15 protein-coding genes are annotated in these 19,353 nt (G+C 45.3%); 2 read left to right on the forward strand and 13 right to left on the reverse strand.

The window, feature by feature from the left end:
- Positions 1-4: 4 nt before the first annotated feature.
- From AC2CGP_RS05710 to galF, 8 genes are all read right to left on the reverse strand, one after another.
- A complete protein-coding gene (locus AC2CGP_RS05710) occupies positions 5-1,441 on the reverse strand; it encodes an oligosaccharide flippase family protein (RefSeq protein ID WP_475702485.1) in 1,437 nt (478 codons plus the stop codon).
- Between the two features lie 11 nt (positions 1,442-1,452).
- The gene (locus AC2CGP_RS05715) at positions 1,453-2,379 is read right to left on the reverse strand and encodes a DUF6369 family protein (protein ID WP_130944574.1); all 927 of its coding nucleotides are present in this window, start codon (positions 2,377-2,379) and stop codon (positions 1,453-1,455) included.
- 458 nt (positions 2,380-2,837) lie between these two features.
- Complete coding sequence (locus AC2CGP_RS05720) at positions 2,838-5,006, reverse strand: polysaccharide biosynthesis tyrosine autokinase (protein WP_484502293.1); 2,169 nt, start codon at positions 5,004-5,006, stop codon at positions 2,838-2,840.
- Between the two features lie 16 nt (positions 5,007-5,022).
- On the reverse strand, positions 5,023-5,457 hold the full coding sequence (locus tag AC2CGP_RS05725; RefSeq protein ID WP_475702483.1) for an arsenate reductase/protein-tyrosine-phosphatase family protein: 435 nt from the start codon (positions 5,455-5,457) through the stop codon (positions 5,023-5,025).
- A 5-nt stretch (positions 5,458-5,462) separates the two neighbouring features.
- Entirely contained in the window at positions 5,463-6,596 is a 1,134-nt protein-coding gene (locus tag AC2CGP_RS05730) for a polysaccharide export protein (protein ID WP_048969249.1), read from the reverse strand.
- Positions 6,597-6,718: 122 nt separating this feature from the next.
- Positions 6,719-8,152: a capsule assembly Wzi family protein gene (locus tag AC2CGP_RS05735; protein ID WP_475702482.1), complete on the reverse strand. Its 1,434-nt coding sequence runs from the start codon at positions 8,150-8,152 to the stop codon at positions 6,719-6,721.
- A gap of 932 nt (positions 8,153-9,084) precedes the next feature.
- A complete protein-coding gene (locus tag AC2CGP_RS05740; RefSeq protein WP_475702481.1) occupies positions 9,085-9,714 on the reverse strand; it encodes a phosphatase PAP2 family protein in 630 nt (209 codons plus the stop codon).
- 446 nt (positions 9,715-10,160) lie between these two features.
- Complete coding sequence (gene galF, locus AC2CGP_RS05745) at positions 10,161-11,051, reverse strand: UTP--glucose-1-phosphate uridylyltransferase GalF (protein WP_015706060.1); 891 nt, start codon at positions 11,049-11,051, stop codon at positions 10,161-10,163.
- 855 nt (positions 11,052-11,906) lie between these two features.
- Between galF and AC2CGP_RS05750 the strand changes: the two genes are divergently transcribed.
- On the forward strand, positions 11,907-13,493 hold the full coding sequence (locus tag AC2CGP_RS05750) for a TerC family protein (RefSeq protein ID WP_015706061.1): 1,587 nt from the start codon (positions 11,907-11,909) through the stop codon (positions 13,491-13,493).
- Positions 13,494-13,542: 49 nt separating this feature from the next.
- Here the strand turns inward: AC2CGP_RS05750 and asmA are convergent, their stop codons facing one another.
- From asmA to alkA, 4 genes are all read right to left on the reverse strand, one after another.
- The gene (gene asmA / locus AC2CGP_RS05755) at positions 13,543-15,390 is read right to left on the reverse strand and encodes an outer membrane assembly protein AsmA (protein ID WP_475702480.1); all 1,848 of its coding nucleotides are present in this window, start codon (positions 15,388-15,390) and stop codon (positions 13,543-13,545) included.
- 27 nt (positions 15,391-15,417) lie between these two features.
- The gene (gene dcd, locus AC2CGP_RS05760; RefSeq protein ID WP_015365790.1) at positions 15,418-15,999 is read right to left on the reverse strand and encodes a dCTP deaminase; all 582 of its coding nucleotides are present in this window, start codon (positions 15,997-15,999) and stop codon (positions 15,418-15,420) included.
- Positions 16,000-16,089: 90 nt separating this feature from the next.
- Positions 16,090-16,731, reverse strand: coding sequence for a uridine kinase (gene udk, locus AC2CGP_RS05765; protein ID WP_015365789.1), 642 nt, complete (start codon positions 16,729-16,731; stop codon positions 16,090-16,092).
- Between the two features lie 114 nt (positions 16,732-16,845).
- Positions 16,846-17,694: a DNA-3-methyladenine glycosylase 2 gene (alkA, locus tag AC2CGP_RS05770; RefSeq protein ID WP_475702479.1), complete on the reverse strand. Its 849-nt coding sequence runs from the start codon at positions 17,692-17,694 to the stop codon at positions 16,846-16,848.
- Between the two features lie 136 nt (positions 17,695-17,830).
- Between alkA and yegD the strand changes: the two genes are divergently transcribed.
- Positions 17,831-19,183 (forward strand): molecular chaperone, encoded by a 1,353-nt coding sequence (yegD, locus tag AC2CGP_RS05775; RefSeq protein WP_015706063.1) that lies wholly within the window; start codon positions 17,831-17,833, stop codon positions 19,181-19,183.
- Between the two features lie 99 nt (positions 19,184-19,282).
- Here the strand turns inward: yegD and AC2CGP_RS05780 are convergent, their stop codons facing one another.
- Positions 19,283-19,342 (reverse strand): type I toxin-antitoxin system Ibs family toxin, encoded by a 60-nt coding sequence (locus tag AC2CGP_RS05780; RefSeq protein WP_108418926.1) that lies wholly within the window; start codon positions 19,340-19,342, stop codon positions 19,283-19,285.
- Positions 19,343-19,353 lie beyond the last annotated feature (11 nt).

Consider the following 19,353-nt stretch of genomic DNA (forward strand, 5'->3'; position numbering starts at 1 on the left):
CGATTTACTTCCTTATTTTTATCAAATCTATAGATTTGAATACTGAAAAAACCATAATAACAACACATGCTATAGCTTTAAGAATCAGGCTGTCAATTCGAAAGCTTACATAAATAGAAATCATGGGAACAAAAATCAAAGTTAAGACATGTATATTAAAAATCATGGATATGTCAATAATCTTCCTTTTTAAAAAATAAGGTATTGTAATTATGAAATGTATAAACTGTGAAAAAAACAACGCACCAGTAATTCCAACAGCTCCATATTTTTTAGTTTTCCAAGTCAACGCTACAAATATAAACGCCCATCCTAAATTGCTCAGCACGCTGAACCATGATAGATTTAATATAATTATTTTTCTAGCAACCCCCCCCTTAAATGATGTTAAAATTGCGCTAAATAATACAAATATTACGCTAACTTTAAAGTCAGAGGTTAAATTAAACTTCCCATAAATCCTTACAAACAAGTCAACAAAAATAATAAGAGGCACTGTGCATATTACCGTAAAAAGCCAACTCGAATAGAAATTAATTCTATCTAGCAACTCATTGTTTTTATCTTTATTTGCAGCCAACATAGGAATTAAAACAGCACCTAGCACAACAGAAACTTGCGTAAAAATAGAACTCCATTGCATTGATGCAGCAAAAACCGCAAGTTGGTTAAGACCATCTGAAAGGACTGACAATAGCTTATTAGAATACCACGTAATAGGAGCAACAATAATGCCGGTGAGGAAAACTGGCAACCCTACATGGGTAATAACTCCTCTTTCTCGCCATGAACTTTTAATAATAAATCTGACATGATTTTTTTTAAGTATAAAAAATATAAAAAGGATACTTATAATAAGAGTCACTGACTGGCTAATAATTACGCTATAAAATGCTCCGCTAATACCATATTTAGATGTTAATACATATGCAAATGGTACGGATATACCTGCATAAAGCAAATTGATCGCTGCATTTAATTTAAAATTTCTAAAACCGGAAAAAACGCCCTGAACCCACCCCAATCCAATCGTAAGAACAATAATACCAGCTGTACTGCTAACAAATATCAAATAGTCTTCATGAAACAGCAAGTATATAGAAAATTCATTAGGAAAAAAATTGGCGCAAAGACAAATAGTTGATGCGAACAACATAGAAAAAATTAATGTTGCCACGATTCCCGCGCCTACCTTATTTTTATCAAATTCTATATATTCAGCTATATGCTTAGAGGTGGCGGTTGTTATCGATTGAGAGAAAACATTCGCGAGCATCACTACCACGCTTTGTATTATCGCAAATATAGCAAACTTTTCTGCTCCTAAAATTCTAGCCACAATAATTCCAACAATAACAAATGAAATCTTATTTGCAAAAGTTGAAATCATACTCCAGGTTGAGTCTTTTAACAATCTCGATAAAATTGAATTATTTTGCATATGCATATACCCTATACAACTTCTTTTCTGTTAAGTAATATCATAACGGCTCCCCCAACAATAATCCCTAAGGAATAAGGGTGATAAGGTATAGCTGACACAAAATACATTATTAAACAAAATATTATAACTGCTTTTTTTACGTTTGCTTCAAGACCATTAACAGCAACCTTTGTAAATAAAGCAATAAGCATAAGTCCAAACAATCCATATTTAACATACATTGTTAAATATAAGCTATCAACGGAAATGTTTTGGGTCTCAAGACCACGGTATGCAAACCACGGGATATCAAAATATGTTCCAGCTCCCAATCCAAATATATAGTTATACCATGACATTTTATCAATTAAACTTAGAGCAGGTGAAAATCTGTTAGTGATCTGGAAGAGCAGTACATCGCCTGAAAATCCATTTACCACCCTATCAGCACCAACATAAACACTCACCCCCAAAAAAAGACCAGCAACAAGAATAGCGGATAGGGAGTATATAGCCATTTTCTTTACATCTTTAACGCTAACAAAGATTATACTTGCGAAGATGGCCAAAAGCATAAAGCGGGAGTTACCAACTAGCACACAAAGAATTGCTGCATAGAAACATAATCTAGCCCATTTTCCACATTCATTCTTCATGTTGCTAGTAAAATAATTGATAATGTATATCGCTGCAACGTAAGTTGATGCATCAAGATATCTATAAGAGTTATCTTCATAATATTCATCTTTATACACTGATACTCCAAGTCTCGGTAATATCAGATGAATAATGCTAAATATAAACATTACAAACAAAATCTTAAATATTGTATTTTTATTATAGCCATCAATCCTCAGCACTAACCCAGAGAAATAAACAGCTGTAAAAATCATTATAACTGGCCGAATATCTTTTAATAGATATTTATCTACAATATTATTACTGACAACAGACACAAGTATAATACATAGATATGTAAAAATACCGAAAAGAGTCGAGTACGGAATAGAGATATTTTTCTCACTACTATAACTCATGATGCTTTTAAGTATTAGTATAAAAAAACCAATCAGATAGAAATCAAAATAGTACACCCCTTGCAGCGATATAAAATCTGCGTAGGAGTTCCCTGTAGGTATAATGGCTATAATCAAAAGAAATATAAAAAAAGATTTTTTTGGCGAGCCAATCAACATTATAATAGAAAACACTATGAACATCGAGAAGATTATAAAAAACATATTCTTATTTCCTATTACATTTTTTCCCTATACACACTCCAGCTACATAATTAATTATCATTCATATTCCTTTTATTTTCCTATTGAACTCTTTCTTATTTATTCATTTCTATGGAGCACAAACCCGCTGAAAAACAGGTAATTCTTCGACGAATTACCTGATATTTCAATAACTATTTTTCATCTGTGTATGAATATCCATAACTACTATATCCATATGAATAATAGTTACTTGCCTTCTTCACAACACCATTGAGTATACAACCTTTAACGCTAACACCGCTGTGCTCAAATCTCTTAACACTAATTTCAATTTCTTTGGCTGTATTTTGTTCAAATCGTGCGATCAACAGTGTGGTGCCAACATAGTTACCTATTATTGCGGCATCTGTTACTGCGAGAATTGGAGGTGTATCCAAAACAACGATATCATAATGTGAACTGGCCCAATTAATCACCTCTCCGAAATGACGATGCATCAGCAACTCAGCAGGATTTGGTGGTACCATTCCTCTTGATATAAAATCAAAACCAATTGAGTCTATTTTTTTTATAGCTTTCGATATTTCAATTTTCCCAGATAATATATCTGATAGCCCATTATCATTACTCACATTGAATAGTCTATGTGTGTACCCTTTACGCATATCTACATCAATATAGAGAACCTTCTTACCTGTTTGTGCAATAACTGCTGCTAAGTTAGAGCTCACGAAAGTTTTTCCTGCATTCGGGCTTGCCCCCGAAATCATTAATACATTATTCCTAGCTTCCATCATTGCAAAATGGAGGCTGGTCCTAAGCCCTCTAATTGATTCTATTGCTAAATCAGCGGGATTATCCAATGCTAATAAAGCATTTTTTTGCTCAAGCTTATTCTTACTCCAATTCCGAGTTTTATCTGCTTTCTTAGCATATTCTTCTGAAACGGGGATGCTTGCATAAACATTAATCCCCAGTTCTTCTAGTTGTTCTGGTGTTTCAATCCCTCGACGTAAGAACACACGAACGAGAACTAAGCCAACAGATACAACCCCTCCAAGAATTACACCAATTAACACCACTAATATTTTATTAGGTTTGACGGGTTTTGGCTGAGTTACAGCTTCATCAATAATGCGTACGTTACCTATTGCACTTGATTTTGCAATATTTAATTCCTGCTGACGATTCAGTAATTGCATATATACTGCACGACCAGATTCAACATCTCGACTCAATCGAAGTATGTCTTGCTGTGTTTCCGGCATTGCTGAAACTCGTTTATTTAGTTTAGCTTTTTCATCTTGTAATGTTTTTCTCTTCTCCATTAATGCTTTATATGTCGGATGTTCTTTAGTATAAAGCTGAGATATTTCTGACTCTCTAAATGTTAATTCATTTAACTGATTGTCTACATTAACAATTTGATCAAGAACTGATTTTGCTTCTAGCGATAAATCTACCGAGTCATTTTTTTTGCGAAATGCATTCAATTTATCTTCAGCTAAATCAAGTTCATTTCGAACTTTTGGCAGTTGATTGTCTAAAAACTCTAAACTTTTTTCATCTTGTGCTGCTTGCCTTGCAATATTTTGAGTTAAATAATTATTAGTAATACTGTCTACAGTTTTTTTAATTAATGAAGCATCATCACCAATTAACGAAACATTTAAAATACCTGTATCCTTCCCTTGATCAGTAACATTAAGATATTTTTGCAACTCAGTTATTGCCTGCAATTTAGAAATATAGCTAATTGTGAATTCAGTACCAACATCAGCATTTATTTTGTCAATTTTTATTGAGATCGCTTTACCATCTACTAATTCACCTACTATTCCATTAATACTAAAATCATCACCTGATAATAAATATCTATTGTCCCCTAATACCTTTAGCGTCAATTCTAATGGTTGATCGTTATTCTCAGATAGGGGCATATTTAAATGTGAGATCGAAACCTCTCCACTTTTTTCCCCAGTAATCCGGGCTATCCCACGGCCAATTAACGGTATATAATTTTGCTGAATTTCAGTTTGTAAGTTTAAATCATCTACCGTCTTTCCGAGGATCATACGAGATTGTAATAATGCAATTTCTGGGGCAGATTGCGGTTGGCTATCAGGAAGCATTTGGCTAATATTACTTAGTATGGCATTGGCTTGCTTCTGCTCAACCTGAACGAGAGCATCAGCTTGATATATAGGAGTTGCAAAAAGTGCATAAATAATTGCTATTAATGTAAATAATGAAGTGACCGATATAATTAATTTTCGATGATCGATTAGCTCTCCAACTAATCTAGATAAATCGATTTCACTCGCATCGTTCACATTTGTTTTGTTAGCTGATGATGACATAACCTAATTCCTGATTTTATGCGCTTAGTTTTTTAGCCCAGAACTTTCCGGCTTGCTCAATTAATTTATAGACAGACAGGAACGCTTCTTCGCTTTTTTTATAGGGATCCGGGATTTCCCGTTGATCTATCCAATGTCCAAAAAGCATTGTTTTACCTCTTGCCTCTGGAGCAATCCGACCAATTTGTTCTAAATGATATTTTTCCATTACTAAAATCAAATCATATTGTCGCCCCAAAGAGGAAGTAAACTGCTGTCCACTATGCCCCTCCAAAGAGATTCCATGCTGAGCGGCAATTTTCACCGCGCTAGGATCTGCTGTATGATTAACGAGTGCTCCAGTACCCGCCGAGTCAATTTTTTTATTAGGTAACAAATCCCTGAGAAAGCGCTCCCCTATGGGCGAACGACAAATATTCCCAGTGCATACAATAAGAATTCTGTCAAACATTTCTATCACCAAGTTCTAATAAACTTGCCGGTTTCAGTCATATCATGGACACCAGTTATTGTTGGTACCAACTGGGAAATCACGCGATTCCAACGAACAATAGGAGCAGTAGTAACATAAACAATGTCATATGGTTGTAACTGGAATTCTGTACCCAGTACCATTGCTGAAGCATCTTGAGCATTAAGTTGATAAATATTAGCGATTTTACCTTGCTTATCATCTTTTAACTGTCGAATAACAAAGACTCCTGTAGCATCACTAAATGTCTGTGACATACCTTCGGCATTTCCTAGCGCTTCAGCTACAGTCATACCACTGCGATCCATTTTTAAAGTACTCTGTTTGCCAACCTCTCCCATTACAAACACTTTCAAGTCGTCATTTCGAGGAACAAACAAAATATCCCCAGGATAAAGGAGGTGGTTTTGGGTTAGATCGCCTTTTTGCATTAACGCATATAATGAGATTTTTGTATCCTTACCATTATGCGTAAGAACCACATTTCGCCAATCAGCATCAGGCGCAAGACCACCAGCAGTATTAATGGCATCCATAACAGTTAATGGAATATTCGTGATTGGCTGTTGTCCTGATTTTACGACTTCGCCCGTCACATATGCCTTTTGGGAACGAAATGCAGCAATGCTAACGTCAACTTGAGGGCTTTCAATGTAAGTAGTCAAACGACTAGCGATATCTTGACGTACTTGACTGAGGGTTTTTCCTGCCACCTGGACTTTACCAATATACGGGTAGAATATAGTACCGTCAGAATTGACCCAGTTGCCTGTATCGCTAGCGCTACGGTATTGCCCTGCTGGGGTAGTCAGTTCCGGATGATCCCATACCGTGACCATCAACACATCACCAATTCCAATACGATATTCATAGCTTTGGAGTAAGCTATCCAACTGCGGGTTAGGTCGAGCCAGAATAGTTTCTGGACGCAGTTGATCAATTAGGCCTGGCGTCATCGGATAAACATTTATCAGTTTATCCAAATCATAGTCACTATCCGGGAGTTCCACTGTGTTCTTGCGCAAGCTATTTAATCCCTGCCCTGGAACAATGGTACAACCCACCAAAAGACTCATTGCTAACGCCACTGCTGAAACCCTAATAATTTTTTTCTTCATAATGTCACATCATCAATAATTCAAATTTTACCAAGTTCTGAGTTGCTGCTTTGAGTCGCTACTAGCTTGAAGCTATTTTCTGTCCAACCACTAGTTTTCCCGCTCATTACATAGCTCTCATTCTATAAACTAAACGGAATCTCTATCCCGGCACTGGCGCCTATATCATCACTATCACTGTTATCGGCATTGGTGTACCAAAGATTTGTATTCAGGCGAACCGACTTATAAACATCGCCACTCCAGCCCAGTTGAACCCCTTTCAAAGTATCCGAGTGAGGGAATGCTTTATTAATCAATTGATTTTCAGGATTGACTTTCGCATATACCAAGCGTGTACTCCATCGCTGATTATCTTCCGTTACCAGTTCGACTTTTCCAGCCACTAATTGGCCATCCCCTCCCATTGCATCACCCAATGGGTAACCCTGTTGGTAGTAACCATCTTTATAGATGTGGTGGGTATAAATATAATCTGTACGACTCCTGTCATCACGAGTGTCATGGGTCTCTACATACCAGTTAACGGCATTTTTGCCCCAAGCATGATGCCCTTCAACCCCGGCAAGATACATATTAGCGGAAGGCAGATAGCCCGCTTCATCCTCACCAACCATCTGGCCATAGACACTGATCGGCCAACCAAGTGTCGGCTCCAGCTTGAATTTAAAATCGAAACCAGCTAGCTGGTTACCTGGTTCATTGTCGGTGCCGGTATTATCCTGACCGGTAAACCCATCCCAGAAGCTACTAAACGATTGTGGTCGCCCTTCCCCACCCCACTGCATAATGCGTGAGGCACCAAGTTCCAGCGACTGGAATGGTGAGAAGGTCAAACGACCACCAATGATTTTGGTATGCGGCACCGCAGTATACTGATTCATCTGACTGGCGGAAATTTGATACTGCCACGGACCAATCCAGCGTAACCACCATGTCTCCGGAGCAGCTTGCTCTGCGCGCTGCATTAATAAACCGGTCATTGGTCTGGCTGCATCGCCGCGGATCAGACTGCCTTCATAACCCGGCCCCCACCATTGCGGCACTTGACCGAAAGATAACCACTGATTCCAGAACTTGACGGCGCCATATGCGCCATTGGCATTAAAACGTGAACCGTTGCTAATACGTTCGCCGCCTTCAACATTGCCCTGCAGATGCACATCCCACCACTCACCGCTGTTATTAAAAGCAAGAGATAGCGAGTTATCTGCCGGCTGGCTTTGGCCAAAGCCCTGTGGCGTGCCTGGTTGGTCAGTCGACGTATAGCCGCTAACGCGAAAATCCGCCTTCAGATTAGAAAGCCGCTGATTGATGCGCGCCAGTACGACTTGTTCAGAGGAATATGAAGGTTTTGCTTTTTTCAACGCTCGGGTGATTTCTTCCTGACTGAGCGGCCAGGTGGAAAGACTGAGATGAATGACCCCACGATCGGAAAGCCATGCCAGATCGTTACGGAGTTCATTATCATTTTGCACCAATCCAGCTGCATATACCTGTGAGCTAACTGATGCAACCAGACCCAAAGCAAGTGCGATACGAGCAATTTTCATCATTGTTCAAGTTCCATTTACGAGTCCCTTCCCACCAGGTGGGTACGGCAATGGGGATTTTTAAGAATCAGGAGCTTATGAGTTCAACAAGCCTTTTTTTTACAACAGCGATCCATCGCCTCGATAGACAACCCCCTCAAAGTACGAGCGGTTTGCTGTAAACGGATGTGAACTTAACGCATTCATAATGTAAGCGATATTGGTTGCCAAGGCTACTTTCACGGACTCAATAATGTGCACATGATCAGAAGTCGATGACGTAGCTCGGCGTAGGGCTGATTGACTCAGGCCTTTTCAATACGAGGAGGACCGGGGAACTGGATACGCTACCGCCCTTGGCTTAACAGCTACCAACGCACTGTACCTCTTATCCAGCAATTTTCTTTACGTCCTGTTGTTGGTTAATTAACCACAACTATTATTTTTACCGCCCCGAGTTTACGAGATTCTTCCTGCAAATGGCAGTATAAATTTAACCACACAGACCTGTTAAGATGATATTTTTCATTTTCCCCGGCAGGATTTCATCCGTTAATAAGATTATTTGATGGATTCTTTCCCCATCCGGCATGATATTACCACCGCAACAGTATGGATACGTAACTGCATGATTATAAAGAAAATAAAATAATCCGCATGATTAATGCAAAAAAACAACTATAGAACAGTCAACTACAAAATATGATAGCCATCATTACCCACTTCGTTTATGGGTTCCAGAAAGATAACTCTGATTTCCGAAATTCCGTTTTGATTTAAGAATCATCCTAGCCGCAATATCATGATAGTTCGTGCTTTCAAGTATTCTGTTAACATTATTATGTTTCATCTTTATGAAAGCCACGATTCTATTATCCCTTAATTGTCCGCAGTCTGGCATTTTATCATACCAATCACCCCAGGCTGATAATGTACAGCTTGGTCGAATTGCATGATTAATATATATGCTTATGCAGATCGGCTCTGGTGAACGGTTTGTCCAATGGGCCGATCATGGTTGCAACTTCCCCCAGCAGCGATTGTGTTGGCGCTTTAGCCCCGGTGTTTAACAGCACAAGGGGAATGATTACCATGCTCAGCGCTCCTGCCCATGAGATCTGCGCAGTGCGCGATGAATGCGTACGCCATTGCAACAGCAGAAAAATCAAACTCCCGCAGGCTCCGAGGATAAATCCACTCACCACTTCCGATACCGAATGTGCATGCATCATCAAACGGGAATAGCCAACTATGACAGCAAGGGCATAACCTACGAATACGGCGCTACAGCGGACGGAGAAAGGCGCCCGTGAGGTTAACAGCCATAAAAGGATTGGCCAAAAAGCGGTAGAAAGTGCGGTATGTCCGCTGAAACCGGTAAAATCGATTTCCCGTATGCCAATACCCCAGCCCATAAAAGCCAGCTTTGAAATACACACGACAGTACCCGTAATGCCAAAAAGCAACGCCCATTGCCAGGCCAGCGTCCGGGATGCTTTACGCAGCGCCAGCACCGCAAACAGCACCACTGCACTAGGCAGTAGCACGGTACTATCGCCAAAAAAAGAGACTAATTGCCAGTTCATTTACGCTTCATCCTCTGACGATACATCCCTTTTCCCTGTATCTTATCCATGATCTCCCTATGGGCATATTCATCCATCAACATTACGTTTTTATGCATGTATCACCGTTGTTTAATGGGTAAACATGATCTCAGTCAAGTTTTATTTCGCATCGCTAGCTTTTGTTGCGTACATTTCGTTAAGAAAGCTCACACTAAGAAACTATCAGCTAAGCATTATTTTAACTCATCTGACCAAATGCCCGGCTCACGCCCTGCCCATCATCGATAAGCCATCAAATCCACATACTTGATAAGATTCAACTGAGATGAAAATCTCATTGCATTTACTGCACCGAATGCTAATAACCTCGGTCTCATTTCAGTTGGATCTTGTTACGCTGGCGCGACACCAAACATCTTGATGTTATCTGCACGCCAGCTCTCGCTCGTATTAAGCGATCAGTTTCACGCCAGCAGCTTCTTGATGCTCTCGCGGAATTTGGTCCCTTCTTTATGGTTACGTAAGCCGTAACTCACAAAAGCCTGCATGTAACCCATTTTTTTGCCGCAGTCGTAGCTCTCACCGGTCATCAACATGGCATCGACAGACTGTTTCTTTGCCAGTGCCGCAATAGCATCCGTTAATTGAATACGGCCCCAGGCGCCAGGTTCAGTACGCTCGAGTTCTTCCCAGATATCAGCAGACAGCACATAACGACCTACGGCCATCAGGTCAGAGTCGAGCGTTTGTGGTTCGTCTGGTTTTTCAATAAATTCAACAATACGGCCAATCTCTCCTTCCACTTTCAAGCCATCTTTGGTTTGAATGACGGAATATTCAGAGAGATCGCCAGGCATTCGTTTGGCCAGAACCTGGCTGCGCCCGGTTTCATTGAAACGCGCGACCATTGCCGCCAGGTTATAACGTAGCGGATCGGCGCTTGCGCCATCAAGAATGATATCCGGTAACACCACAACAAACGGATTATTGCCAACGGCCGGGCGCGCACAGAGGATAGAATGCCCCAGGCCCAGTTGCTGGCCCTGACGAACGTTCATTATCGTTACGCCTGGCGGACAAATCGCCTGAACTTCGGCTAATAGTTGACGCTTAACACGCTGCTCGAGTAGCGCTTCCAGCTCATAGGAGGTATCAAAATGGTTTTCTACAGCATTCTTAGATGAATGGGTGACCAGCACAATTTCTTTGATTCCGGCGGCGACAATCTCATCGACGATATACTGAACCATCGGCTTATCAACGATTGGCAGCATCTCTTTCGGTATCGCTTTGGTGGCAGGCAACATATGCATCCCTAACCCTGCTACCGGAATAATTGCTTTCAAACTCACCATTATTTCATCCACCTATATGGTTATAAACTTTCGAATTTTTGTCAGAACGTTGATGTCACTGGCATTTGTTTGTGATGGTACAGCATCGTGTCGCGCACGACTTTAACCAAAATCCTAAATTACTCTCTTAGTCCAAGAATACACGCAAAAAATGCTAGCTGACAGGTCGCTTTAAGAAAATTCTCACGCGTTTGTCCTGGTCAATCGGCCTTCGAATAAACAGAGCAAGAAAAACGCTTAATCCATTGTTATTAAACAATAATAATTGATCCATGTTCCTGGCGATAAGCTACTTACTCTGCAGATTTAACACCTTCTTTCTTAAAAATCACCGTGGTAAGCCACTACAGAAAAAGTCAAATCCCATGCGAACGAGCAATTTGGCGATAGCAATCAGCAAAATCGTCTAAACTTTGGACAAAAGCTTCGCTAACTAACCTTCTTACCCGTGGATTAACCCCTTGGCCATCGATGATACTGCTGATTTTATGCAACATTGAGCCATGTTAAGGGTCTTATTAAACGCAGGTCCTGACAAGCTACGGAATTCAGTAGGAATATTCCCCTTAATAACATTTTGGTGAAAAATACGGCAATATTTTGACTTTACCCGTTGTTAATAACCCCTCCTTATCCCTGCTATTACCGCACAGTAATTACAGGGATTTCTAATTAATTCCAAATCAGCCCAGATCGATCTTAAACACCCGATATTTAGCAGTGGTTAATTACGTTACCGCTTTCGTTTGATATGCCAGACTGGTGCGCGTTGCCGCGATAAATCGTTGCATTTTACCTGGCGCTTATCCATGATCGATAGATCATACGATTATGTTGTAAAGGTTCTAAGTGATTATGGAATGGATTGCCGATCCCTCGATCTGGGCTGGTCTCATTACACTGGTGGTTATCGAACTGGTTCTGGGGATAGATAACCTGGTATTTATTGCGATCCTTGCTGAAAAGCTTCCCCCGGCACAACGCGATCGCGCTCGCGTTACCGGCCTGCTATTGGCAATGGTGATGCGTCTGGTACTGCTGGCGTCAATTTCCTGGTTAGTCACCCTCACGACACCGCTCTTCAACTGGCATGACTTAAGCTTCAGCGCCCGCGATTTGATCATGTTATTTGGTGGACTGTTCCTGCTGTTTAAAGCCACCGTTGAGCTTAATGAGCGGCTGGAAGGAAAAGACAGTAATAACCCCACGCAGCGTAAAGGCGCGAAGTTCTGGGGCGTGGTGGCGCAAATAGTCGTACTTGATGCTATTTTCTCGCTGGATTCGGTCATTACCGCGGTGGGTATGGTTGATCACCTGGCGGTGATGATGGCAGCGGTCATCATTGCCATTACGCTGATGCTGATGGCCAGCAAAGCTCTCACACGCTTTGTCAACAGCCACCCCACGATCGTCATTCTGTGCCTGAGTTTCCTGCTGATGATCGGTTTTAGCCTGATTGCCGAAGGATTTGGTTTCCCAATCCCGAAAGGCTATCTGTATGCCGCCATCGGTTTCTCGGTGATGATCGAATCGTTCAACCAGTTAGCCATCTTCAATCGCCGCCGTTTCCTCTCGGCCAATCTGACCATGCGACAGCGGACGACTGAAGCGGTGATGAATCTGCTAAGCGGGCGCAAAGAGAATGCAGAGCTTGATACCGAGACGGCAACCATGGTCGCCGACCAGGGCGAAAGTCCGTTGTTTAATCCGCAGGAACGCTTAATGATTGAGCGCGTTCTCAATCTGAATCAACGTACCGTCAGCAGCATTATGACTTCACGTCATGATATTGAGCACATCGACTTAAGCGCGCCTGAAGAGGAAGTTCGCGCACTGCTGGAGAAAAACCAGCATACCCGTATTGTCGTCACCGGCGGCAACGATAACGAAGATCTGTTGGGGGTTGTTCATGTTATCGACCTGCTACAACAGTCATTACGCAATGAGCCGCTGGATTTACACGTTCTGCTACGCCAACCGCTTATTTTTCCGGAAACCTTGCCGTTGCTCCCGGCGCTGGAGCAGTTTCGCCAGGCGCGGACGCACTTTGCTTTTGTGGTTGACGAATTTGGCTCCGTTGAAGGCCTGGTAACCATCAGCGATGTTATGGAAACCATTGCGGGTAATCTGCCTAATGAAGTCGAGGAGATCGATGCTCGTCATGACATTCACAAAAACGCCGATGGCAGCTGGACCGCTAACGGCCATATGCCGCTGGAAGATCTGGTTCAGTACGTTCCGCTGCCGTTGGATGATAAACGTGAATATCACACAATAGCCGGATTATTGATGGAATATTTGCAGCACATTCCTGCCGCTGGCGAAGAAGTGAAAATCGGCGGTTATACGCTGCGTACTCTGGAAGTGGAAAGCCACAGGGTGCAGAAAGTACAGATTATCCCGCCGGTTGAAGTAGAAGATGAATTAGATTATGAAGTGTGAATGAAGTTGAGGGTTAAGCCGCCGCGAGTTGCTCGCGGCGGCTTAATGATTACAGCTTATCAAGCAGTTTCTTCACATCTTTGCCGTTCTGGCTATTACTGTTGCGTTCCGCCCACTCATTCAAACGCTGTCTGGCTTCGTCCTGCAACTGCTTACGCAGGATCTGATCTACCTGTAGGCTATAGCTTAGCGACTGCCACTTGCCATAGATACGTAGCGGGATTGCCGTCTGCTTGAGACGATCAATAAGCTTGCTTTCGCCTTTCCAACCGCCTAACACCCGCACGTTGAAATGCATGTCGCAATCCTCTGCTTGCAGATTCAGATTACCTTGCCCGGTCAACGCCATCATTGCCGACTGTCCCTGCAAGCCGTTAAGCGTGATTTGGCCATTATTCAGGGTCAAATCACTGCTTAATGCGTCAAGCTGGGTCGCGTTATCGAAGTTTTCCTGCGCCTGTACATTAGTGCTCCTCGCCACAGCCTGTTGTACTAGCTGCTGGAAGTTGAGCCCTTCGGTACGCGTATCCTTCATCTGCAGCTGTGCCTGTCCCTGCCAGTTGCGACGGAAGTCTTCTGCATCAATGCGCGGCCCCGAGAAATCACCTTTCAGGGATAATTTCCCCGTCAGGTTAATCGGGTAGTTAAACGCCTGCAAAATGGTACCGATTTCCACATTATCCAGTTGTGGCTGGAAAGCGACATGCGAAGTGTTGCCTCTGACATCCAGCATCCCAGGTAACGAGAGACGTCCCTCTCCCAGACTACCCTCCAGCTGTTTCACCGTCAGCAGCCCCTGCTGGTTAGTGATATCACTCTTCACCTGGCTGAATCGCATACCACGCCACTGCACCTGGTCCGCCGACAGCGCCAGTTGGCCGTTAAAGCCAAGCAAACTATGATAATCCTGTTGAATATCGCTATCAGCAATCACAGGGCGTAGCTGTCTCGGCTGGCTTTGTCCACGCTGATCGACATTCCCTTCATTGGCCGTCGCGCTTTGTGCAAGCAAACTATCCAGATTCAGGGTGGTCGCCTGCAGGTTTAGCGCCCAGTCAGGTTTCTCCCCCAGTACAACACTACCGCTGCCGGTAATTGCGCTGCCATTAGCAGTGAGATTGAGATTGTTGAAATCGAGTTTTTTCGCTTCTTCGATCCAGCTGGCTTGCAGACTTCCCTGCCCGCTCAGGCCGTCCGGCGGCAGCTCCGCCCCACGTACCTGCCAGTTAAGCTGCGAAAAATCCGCTTTTAAAGAGTGAGGGTAATCGCCGCCCTGAACCTGGGCGGTAAAGGACAACGTTAAGTCACGTTGATCGCGATTGACCCTGCCGGAGAAATCTACCGTCGCCAGATGGTTGTCATCCTGCTCCATCTGTAAGCGTATATCGCGCACGGTAACCTGTTCGCCATTTTCATGCTGGAAGAACAGGACGCTATCGGCCACCTGCAGTTTACGGACATCGTAGGACCATCCGCGATCTTGCGGCGCCTGCGGCAACGTATTGTCATGTGGCACCACCGGCGCGTTCTGGTTACGCACCGCTTCCGTTTTCGCGGTAAGCTGAATGACCGCGCCTTTCAACATCACCTGCTTCACCTGCAGTTGGTGAGAAAGTAGCGGCATCAGCGCAACATCCAGCCGCATGTTATCGGCACGCACAACCGGTTCGGAAGCGCCTGGCGCCGTCAGCGCCATACGACCGGAGAGAATACTCAGCTGCGGCCAAACATGCCAACGCAGCGGCCCGTCAAGCTTCAGTTGATAGCCGCTACGCTCCGCCACTTCCTGCACCATATAGTTGCGGAAGTCATTAGGGTTGACCAGCAGCACCAGCGCAGCGAGCCCCGCAACAATGACGGTCAACAAGATCATCAGCGTGGTCAGAATTCGTCTCATGGCATCCTCGATAAGCCGCTAACTTTATCAATCCTTGTCGATTCGACTCGCTACCGCGCCCTGCTGGTCGCGATATTTGGCATCTTCACGGCGGTTATATGGCCGCGCCGCCGGGCCCGAAAGCGGCTCAAAGCTCAGCGCGCCAATGGGCATTCCCGGGCGCAACGCCAACGGCAGCTTGCCGGAATTATAGAATTCCAGCACGATGCAGCCAGACCAACCCGGATCAATACGGTGCGCAGTGACGTGTACCATCAGCCCAAGGCGCGCCAGTGACGAACGGCCATCAAGCCAGCCGACGAGGTCAGCCGGAAGCGTTACTGACTCATAAGTCACAGCCAGCGCTAATTCTCCTGGATGAAGATAGAAAGCCTCGCCTTCCGGCAGTACGATCTCTTCGCTCATTACCCGGTCCAGCGCCGCGCTCACTTCCGCCTTCGGGCCGCTCAGGTCAATAAACGGCGCCGTATGACCGCGGAAGGTACGGAATTTATTGCCTAAGCGAACGTCAACGGTGGCGCCGTTAATTCGATCCACCGGCGGGCGCGGGCTGATTGCCAGGCGCCCTTCATCCAACCAGGCTTCTATATCTCGGTCACACAGACGCATGAGCTTTCTCCTTTAAGGCATCTAGCCCTTACGCTTTCCGGGAATAAGGGCAATTGGGATTCTCTTTGCACGTTACACAATTAGTACGTGTTATTCAAAGAACTGACTGATTTTGGCCTTCAGAATATCGATGGCAATACGGTTTTTACCGCCGCGCGGGACAATGATGTCAGCATATTGCTTGGAAGGTTCAATAAATTGCAGGAACATTGGCCGCACCGTCTTCTGATACTGCGCCATCACCGAGTCCATGGAACGGCCACGCTCGTTAACATCACGCTTGATGCGGCGCATCAGACAGATATCCAGCGGGGTATCGACGAAAATAGAGAAGTTTAATTCATTGCGCAGTCTGGCATCCGTCAACAGCAGGATCCCTTCGAGAATGATCACTTTCTTCGGTTGAATATGAATAGTTTCCGGCATACGCGTATGTTCAACGTAGCTATACACGGGCAATTCAATTGGCTGGCCGCTTTTCAGCGTCTGTAAATGCTGGAACAGCAAGCTATGATCCATTGAGCTTGGATGGTCATAGTTGGTTTTTACACGCTCTTCCATCGACAGATGGCTTTGATCTTTGTAATAGCTGTCTTCTGGAATAACGCCAATATGCTCATCGCCAACTTGTTCACGTAATTCACGATAAAGTGTGCTGGCGATAAGGCTTTTGCCCGAAGCCGATGCGCCGGCGATGCCTACAATGACGCACTGATGAGACGTATCAGTCATAAATTTTTGCGACCTGATTAACCTGGATGTAGATGGAGGGTGACGGTTGACCGTCAAACGCGGCAATTATAGGGATTTCAGGGCGGCGATACCAGTGATATGCGCCCTGTACGCCTATTCCTCGTCCGGCGCCCAGCCTTCGGTGTACCAGATATGCAACAAAGCATAGGAGCGCCAGGGTTGCCAGCGGCTGGCATAACGCGCAATACGCGCAGGCGTCATTCCGGGAAAACGCTGTTTAATCAGATAGTCATCGGGCAGAAAAATATCTTTTGCCTGCCAACCGCGCAGCGCATAGTAATTCGCCGTCCAGCGACCGATGCCCGGCAGACTCTGCAATTGTTTCATGCCGGTTGCCATATCAGCAGGCGCCGTCAACGGCAATTCTCCGCTCAATGCCGCTTTGCCAAGGTGAATTAACGCTTCCGCGCGGCGAAGCGGCATCCCTAACGCCTTAAGCGCCAAAGGGTCGGCTTGCGCCAGTTTCTGCGGTACGGGAAAAATAACATAACCTGGCGCTTCGCTTAACGCTTCCCCATAGACCGCGGCCACTTTCGCCGTCAGCTTCGCCGCCATCGCTACGCTCACCAGTTGCCCCAATACCGCGCGCACCGCCTGTTCAAACGCATCCAGCGCCCCCGGCAAGCGAAGTCCTGGTCGCGGCTGCGCCAGTTTGCCTAAGGTTTGCGTGACCTCAAATGGATCGCATGCTAAATCAAACAGTTGCGCTACACGCGCCAGGCACTGGTCTGCTACCGGTAACAGCCCATGAGAAAGCGTAACCTGGAACCCCTGGCTGCGTTCATCCGGTTTAACGGTAATCAATCCACGATGCCCATCTAAACTGAAGCTGCGGGTATATTGATCTTCATGGAAGGTTTCAATTCCCGCCACCGCACGCGCGCTGAGAAACGCGAACATCCATTTCCAGTCATAGGGCGCTCGCCAGGATAATAATGTCATGCACTCTCCTTATTAATCGCGACAAGCATAGATGCTCTAAGCCTGCTGCGCCTTGCTTTTAAATTCCAGTTGTCGGCATGGCGGCAATCCGCTAAAGTCGCCCCCCTTCTTCACTGGCATGGGGATTTTTCAGGTCATGTTTATTGGTTTTGACTATGGTACCGCCAACTGTTCGGTCGCCGTCATGCAGGATAATGCGCCACGGCTTTTAACGCTGGAAAACGGTAGCCCGCTGCTGCCATCAATGCTTTGCGCCCCGACGCGCGAAGCGGTCAGCGAATGGCTATACCGCCATCATAATGTCCCGGCCGACGGCGCAGAAAATCAGGCGCTACTACGACGCGCCATTAATTATAACCGTGATGAAGATATCGAAGTCCTGGGCAACAGCGTCCAGTTCGGCCTCGCCTCATTGCATCAATACGTTGACGATCCGGAAGAGGTCTACTTCGTTAAGTCGCCAAAATCGTTTCTTGGCGCCAATGGCCTGAAACCCCAGCAGGTCGCGTTATTTGAAGATCTGGTCTGCGCGATGATGCTACATATCAAACAGCAGGCGCAGTCTCAGCTTAGTGAACAGATTACCCAGGCGGTTATTGGTCGACCAATTAACTTCCAGGGTCTTGGCGGCGATGACGCTAACGCTCAGGCACAGGGTATTCTCGAACGCGCGGCGACGCGAGCAGGATTCAACGATGTCGTGTTTCAGTTTGAACCCGTTGCGGCGGGGTTAGATTTTGAAGCCACGCTCAATGATGAAAAACGCGTGCTTGTCGTCGATATCGGCGGCGGCACCACCGACTGCTCACTGCTGTTGATGGGGCCGCAATGGCGGCAGAAAGCCGACCGTCAGGATAGCCTGCTGGGCCACAGCGGCTGCCGTATCGGCGGTAACGATTTGGATATCGCCCTGGCCTTCAAATGCCTGATGCCGTTACTCGGCATGGGCGGTGAAACGGAAAAAGGCATTGCGCTGCCGGTACTGCCCTGGTGGAATGCGGTGGCGATTAACGACGTCCCGGCGCAGAGCGATTTTTACAGCGCCGCCAACGGACGTATGCTCAATGACCTGCTGCGCGACGCTCGCGATGCCGACAAGGTCGCACTGCTGCTTAAAGTCTGGCGTCAGCGCCTGAGCTATCGCCTGGTACGCAGCGCGGAAGAGAGCAAAATCGCCCTTTCCGCTCAGCCGGATTTCAACGCCGAACTGCCGTTTATTAGCGATGAGCTGGCTACCACTATCAGCCAGCAGGGGCTGGAAGAGGCGCTCAATCAACCGCTGGCTCGCATCATGGAGCAGGTAAAGTTAGCGCTGGAAAGCAGCCATGAAACCCCGGACGTTATCTATCTCACCGGCGGTAGCGCACGATCGCCGTTAATTAAAAAGGCGCTGGCCGCACAGCTGCCGGGAATACCGATCGCCGGCGGCGATGATTTTGGTTCCGTTACCGCCGGGCTTGCCCGCTGGGCGCAGGTGGTTTTTGCCTGAAACGCGAGCGCCATCCGGTAACCTGAGTTGACTTTGCCGCTTTTTCGTCCTAACTTGCAGGATGAAGGGTAAGGGAGGATTTCTCCTCCCCCTGGCGTCTTAGTAAGCCGGTAAGCTAATCACTAAGAGTATCACCAGTATGATGACCAGGTTCATCATAACCCTTTCCT

The organism is Klebsiella sp. SYXHC3 (assembly GCF_057196925.1).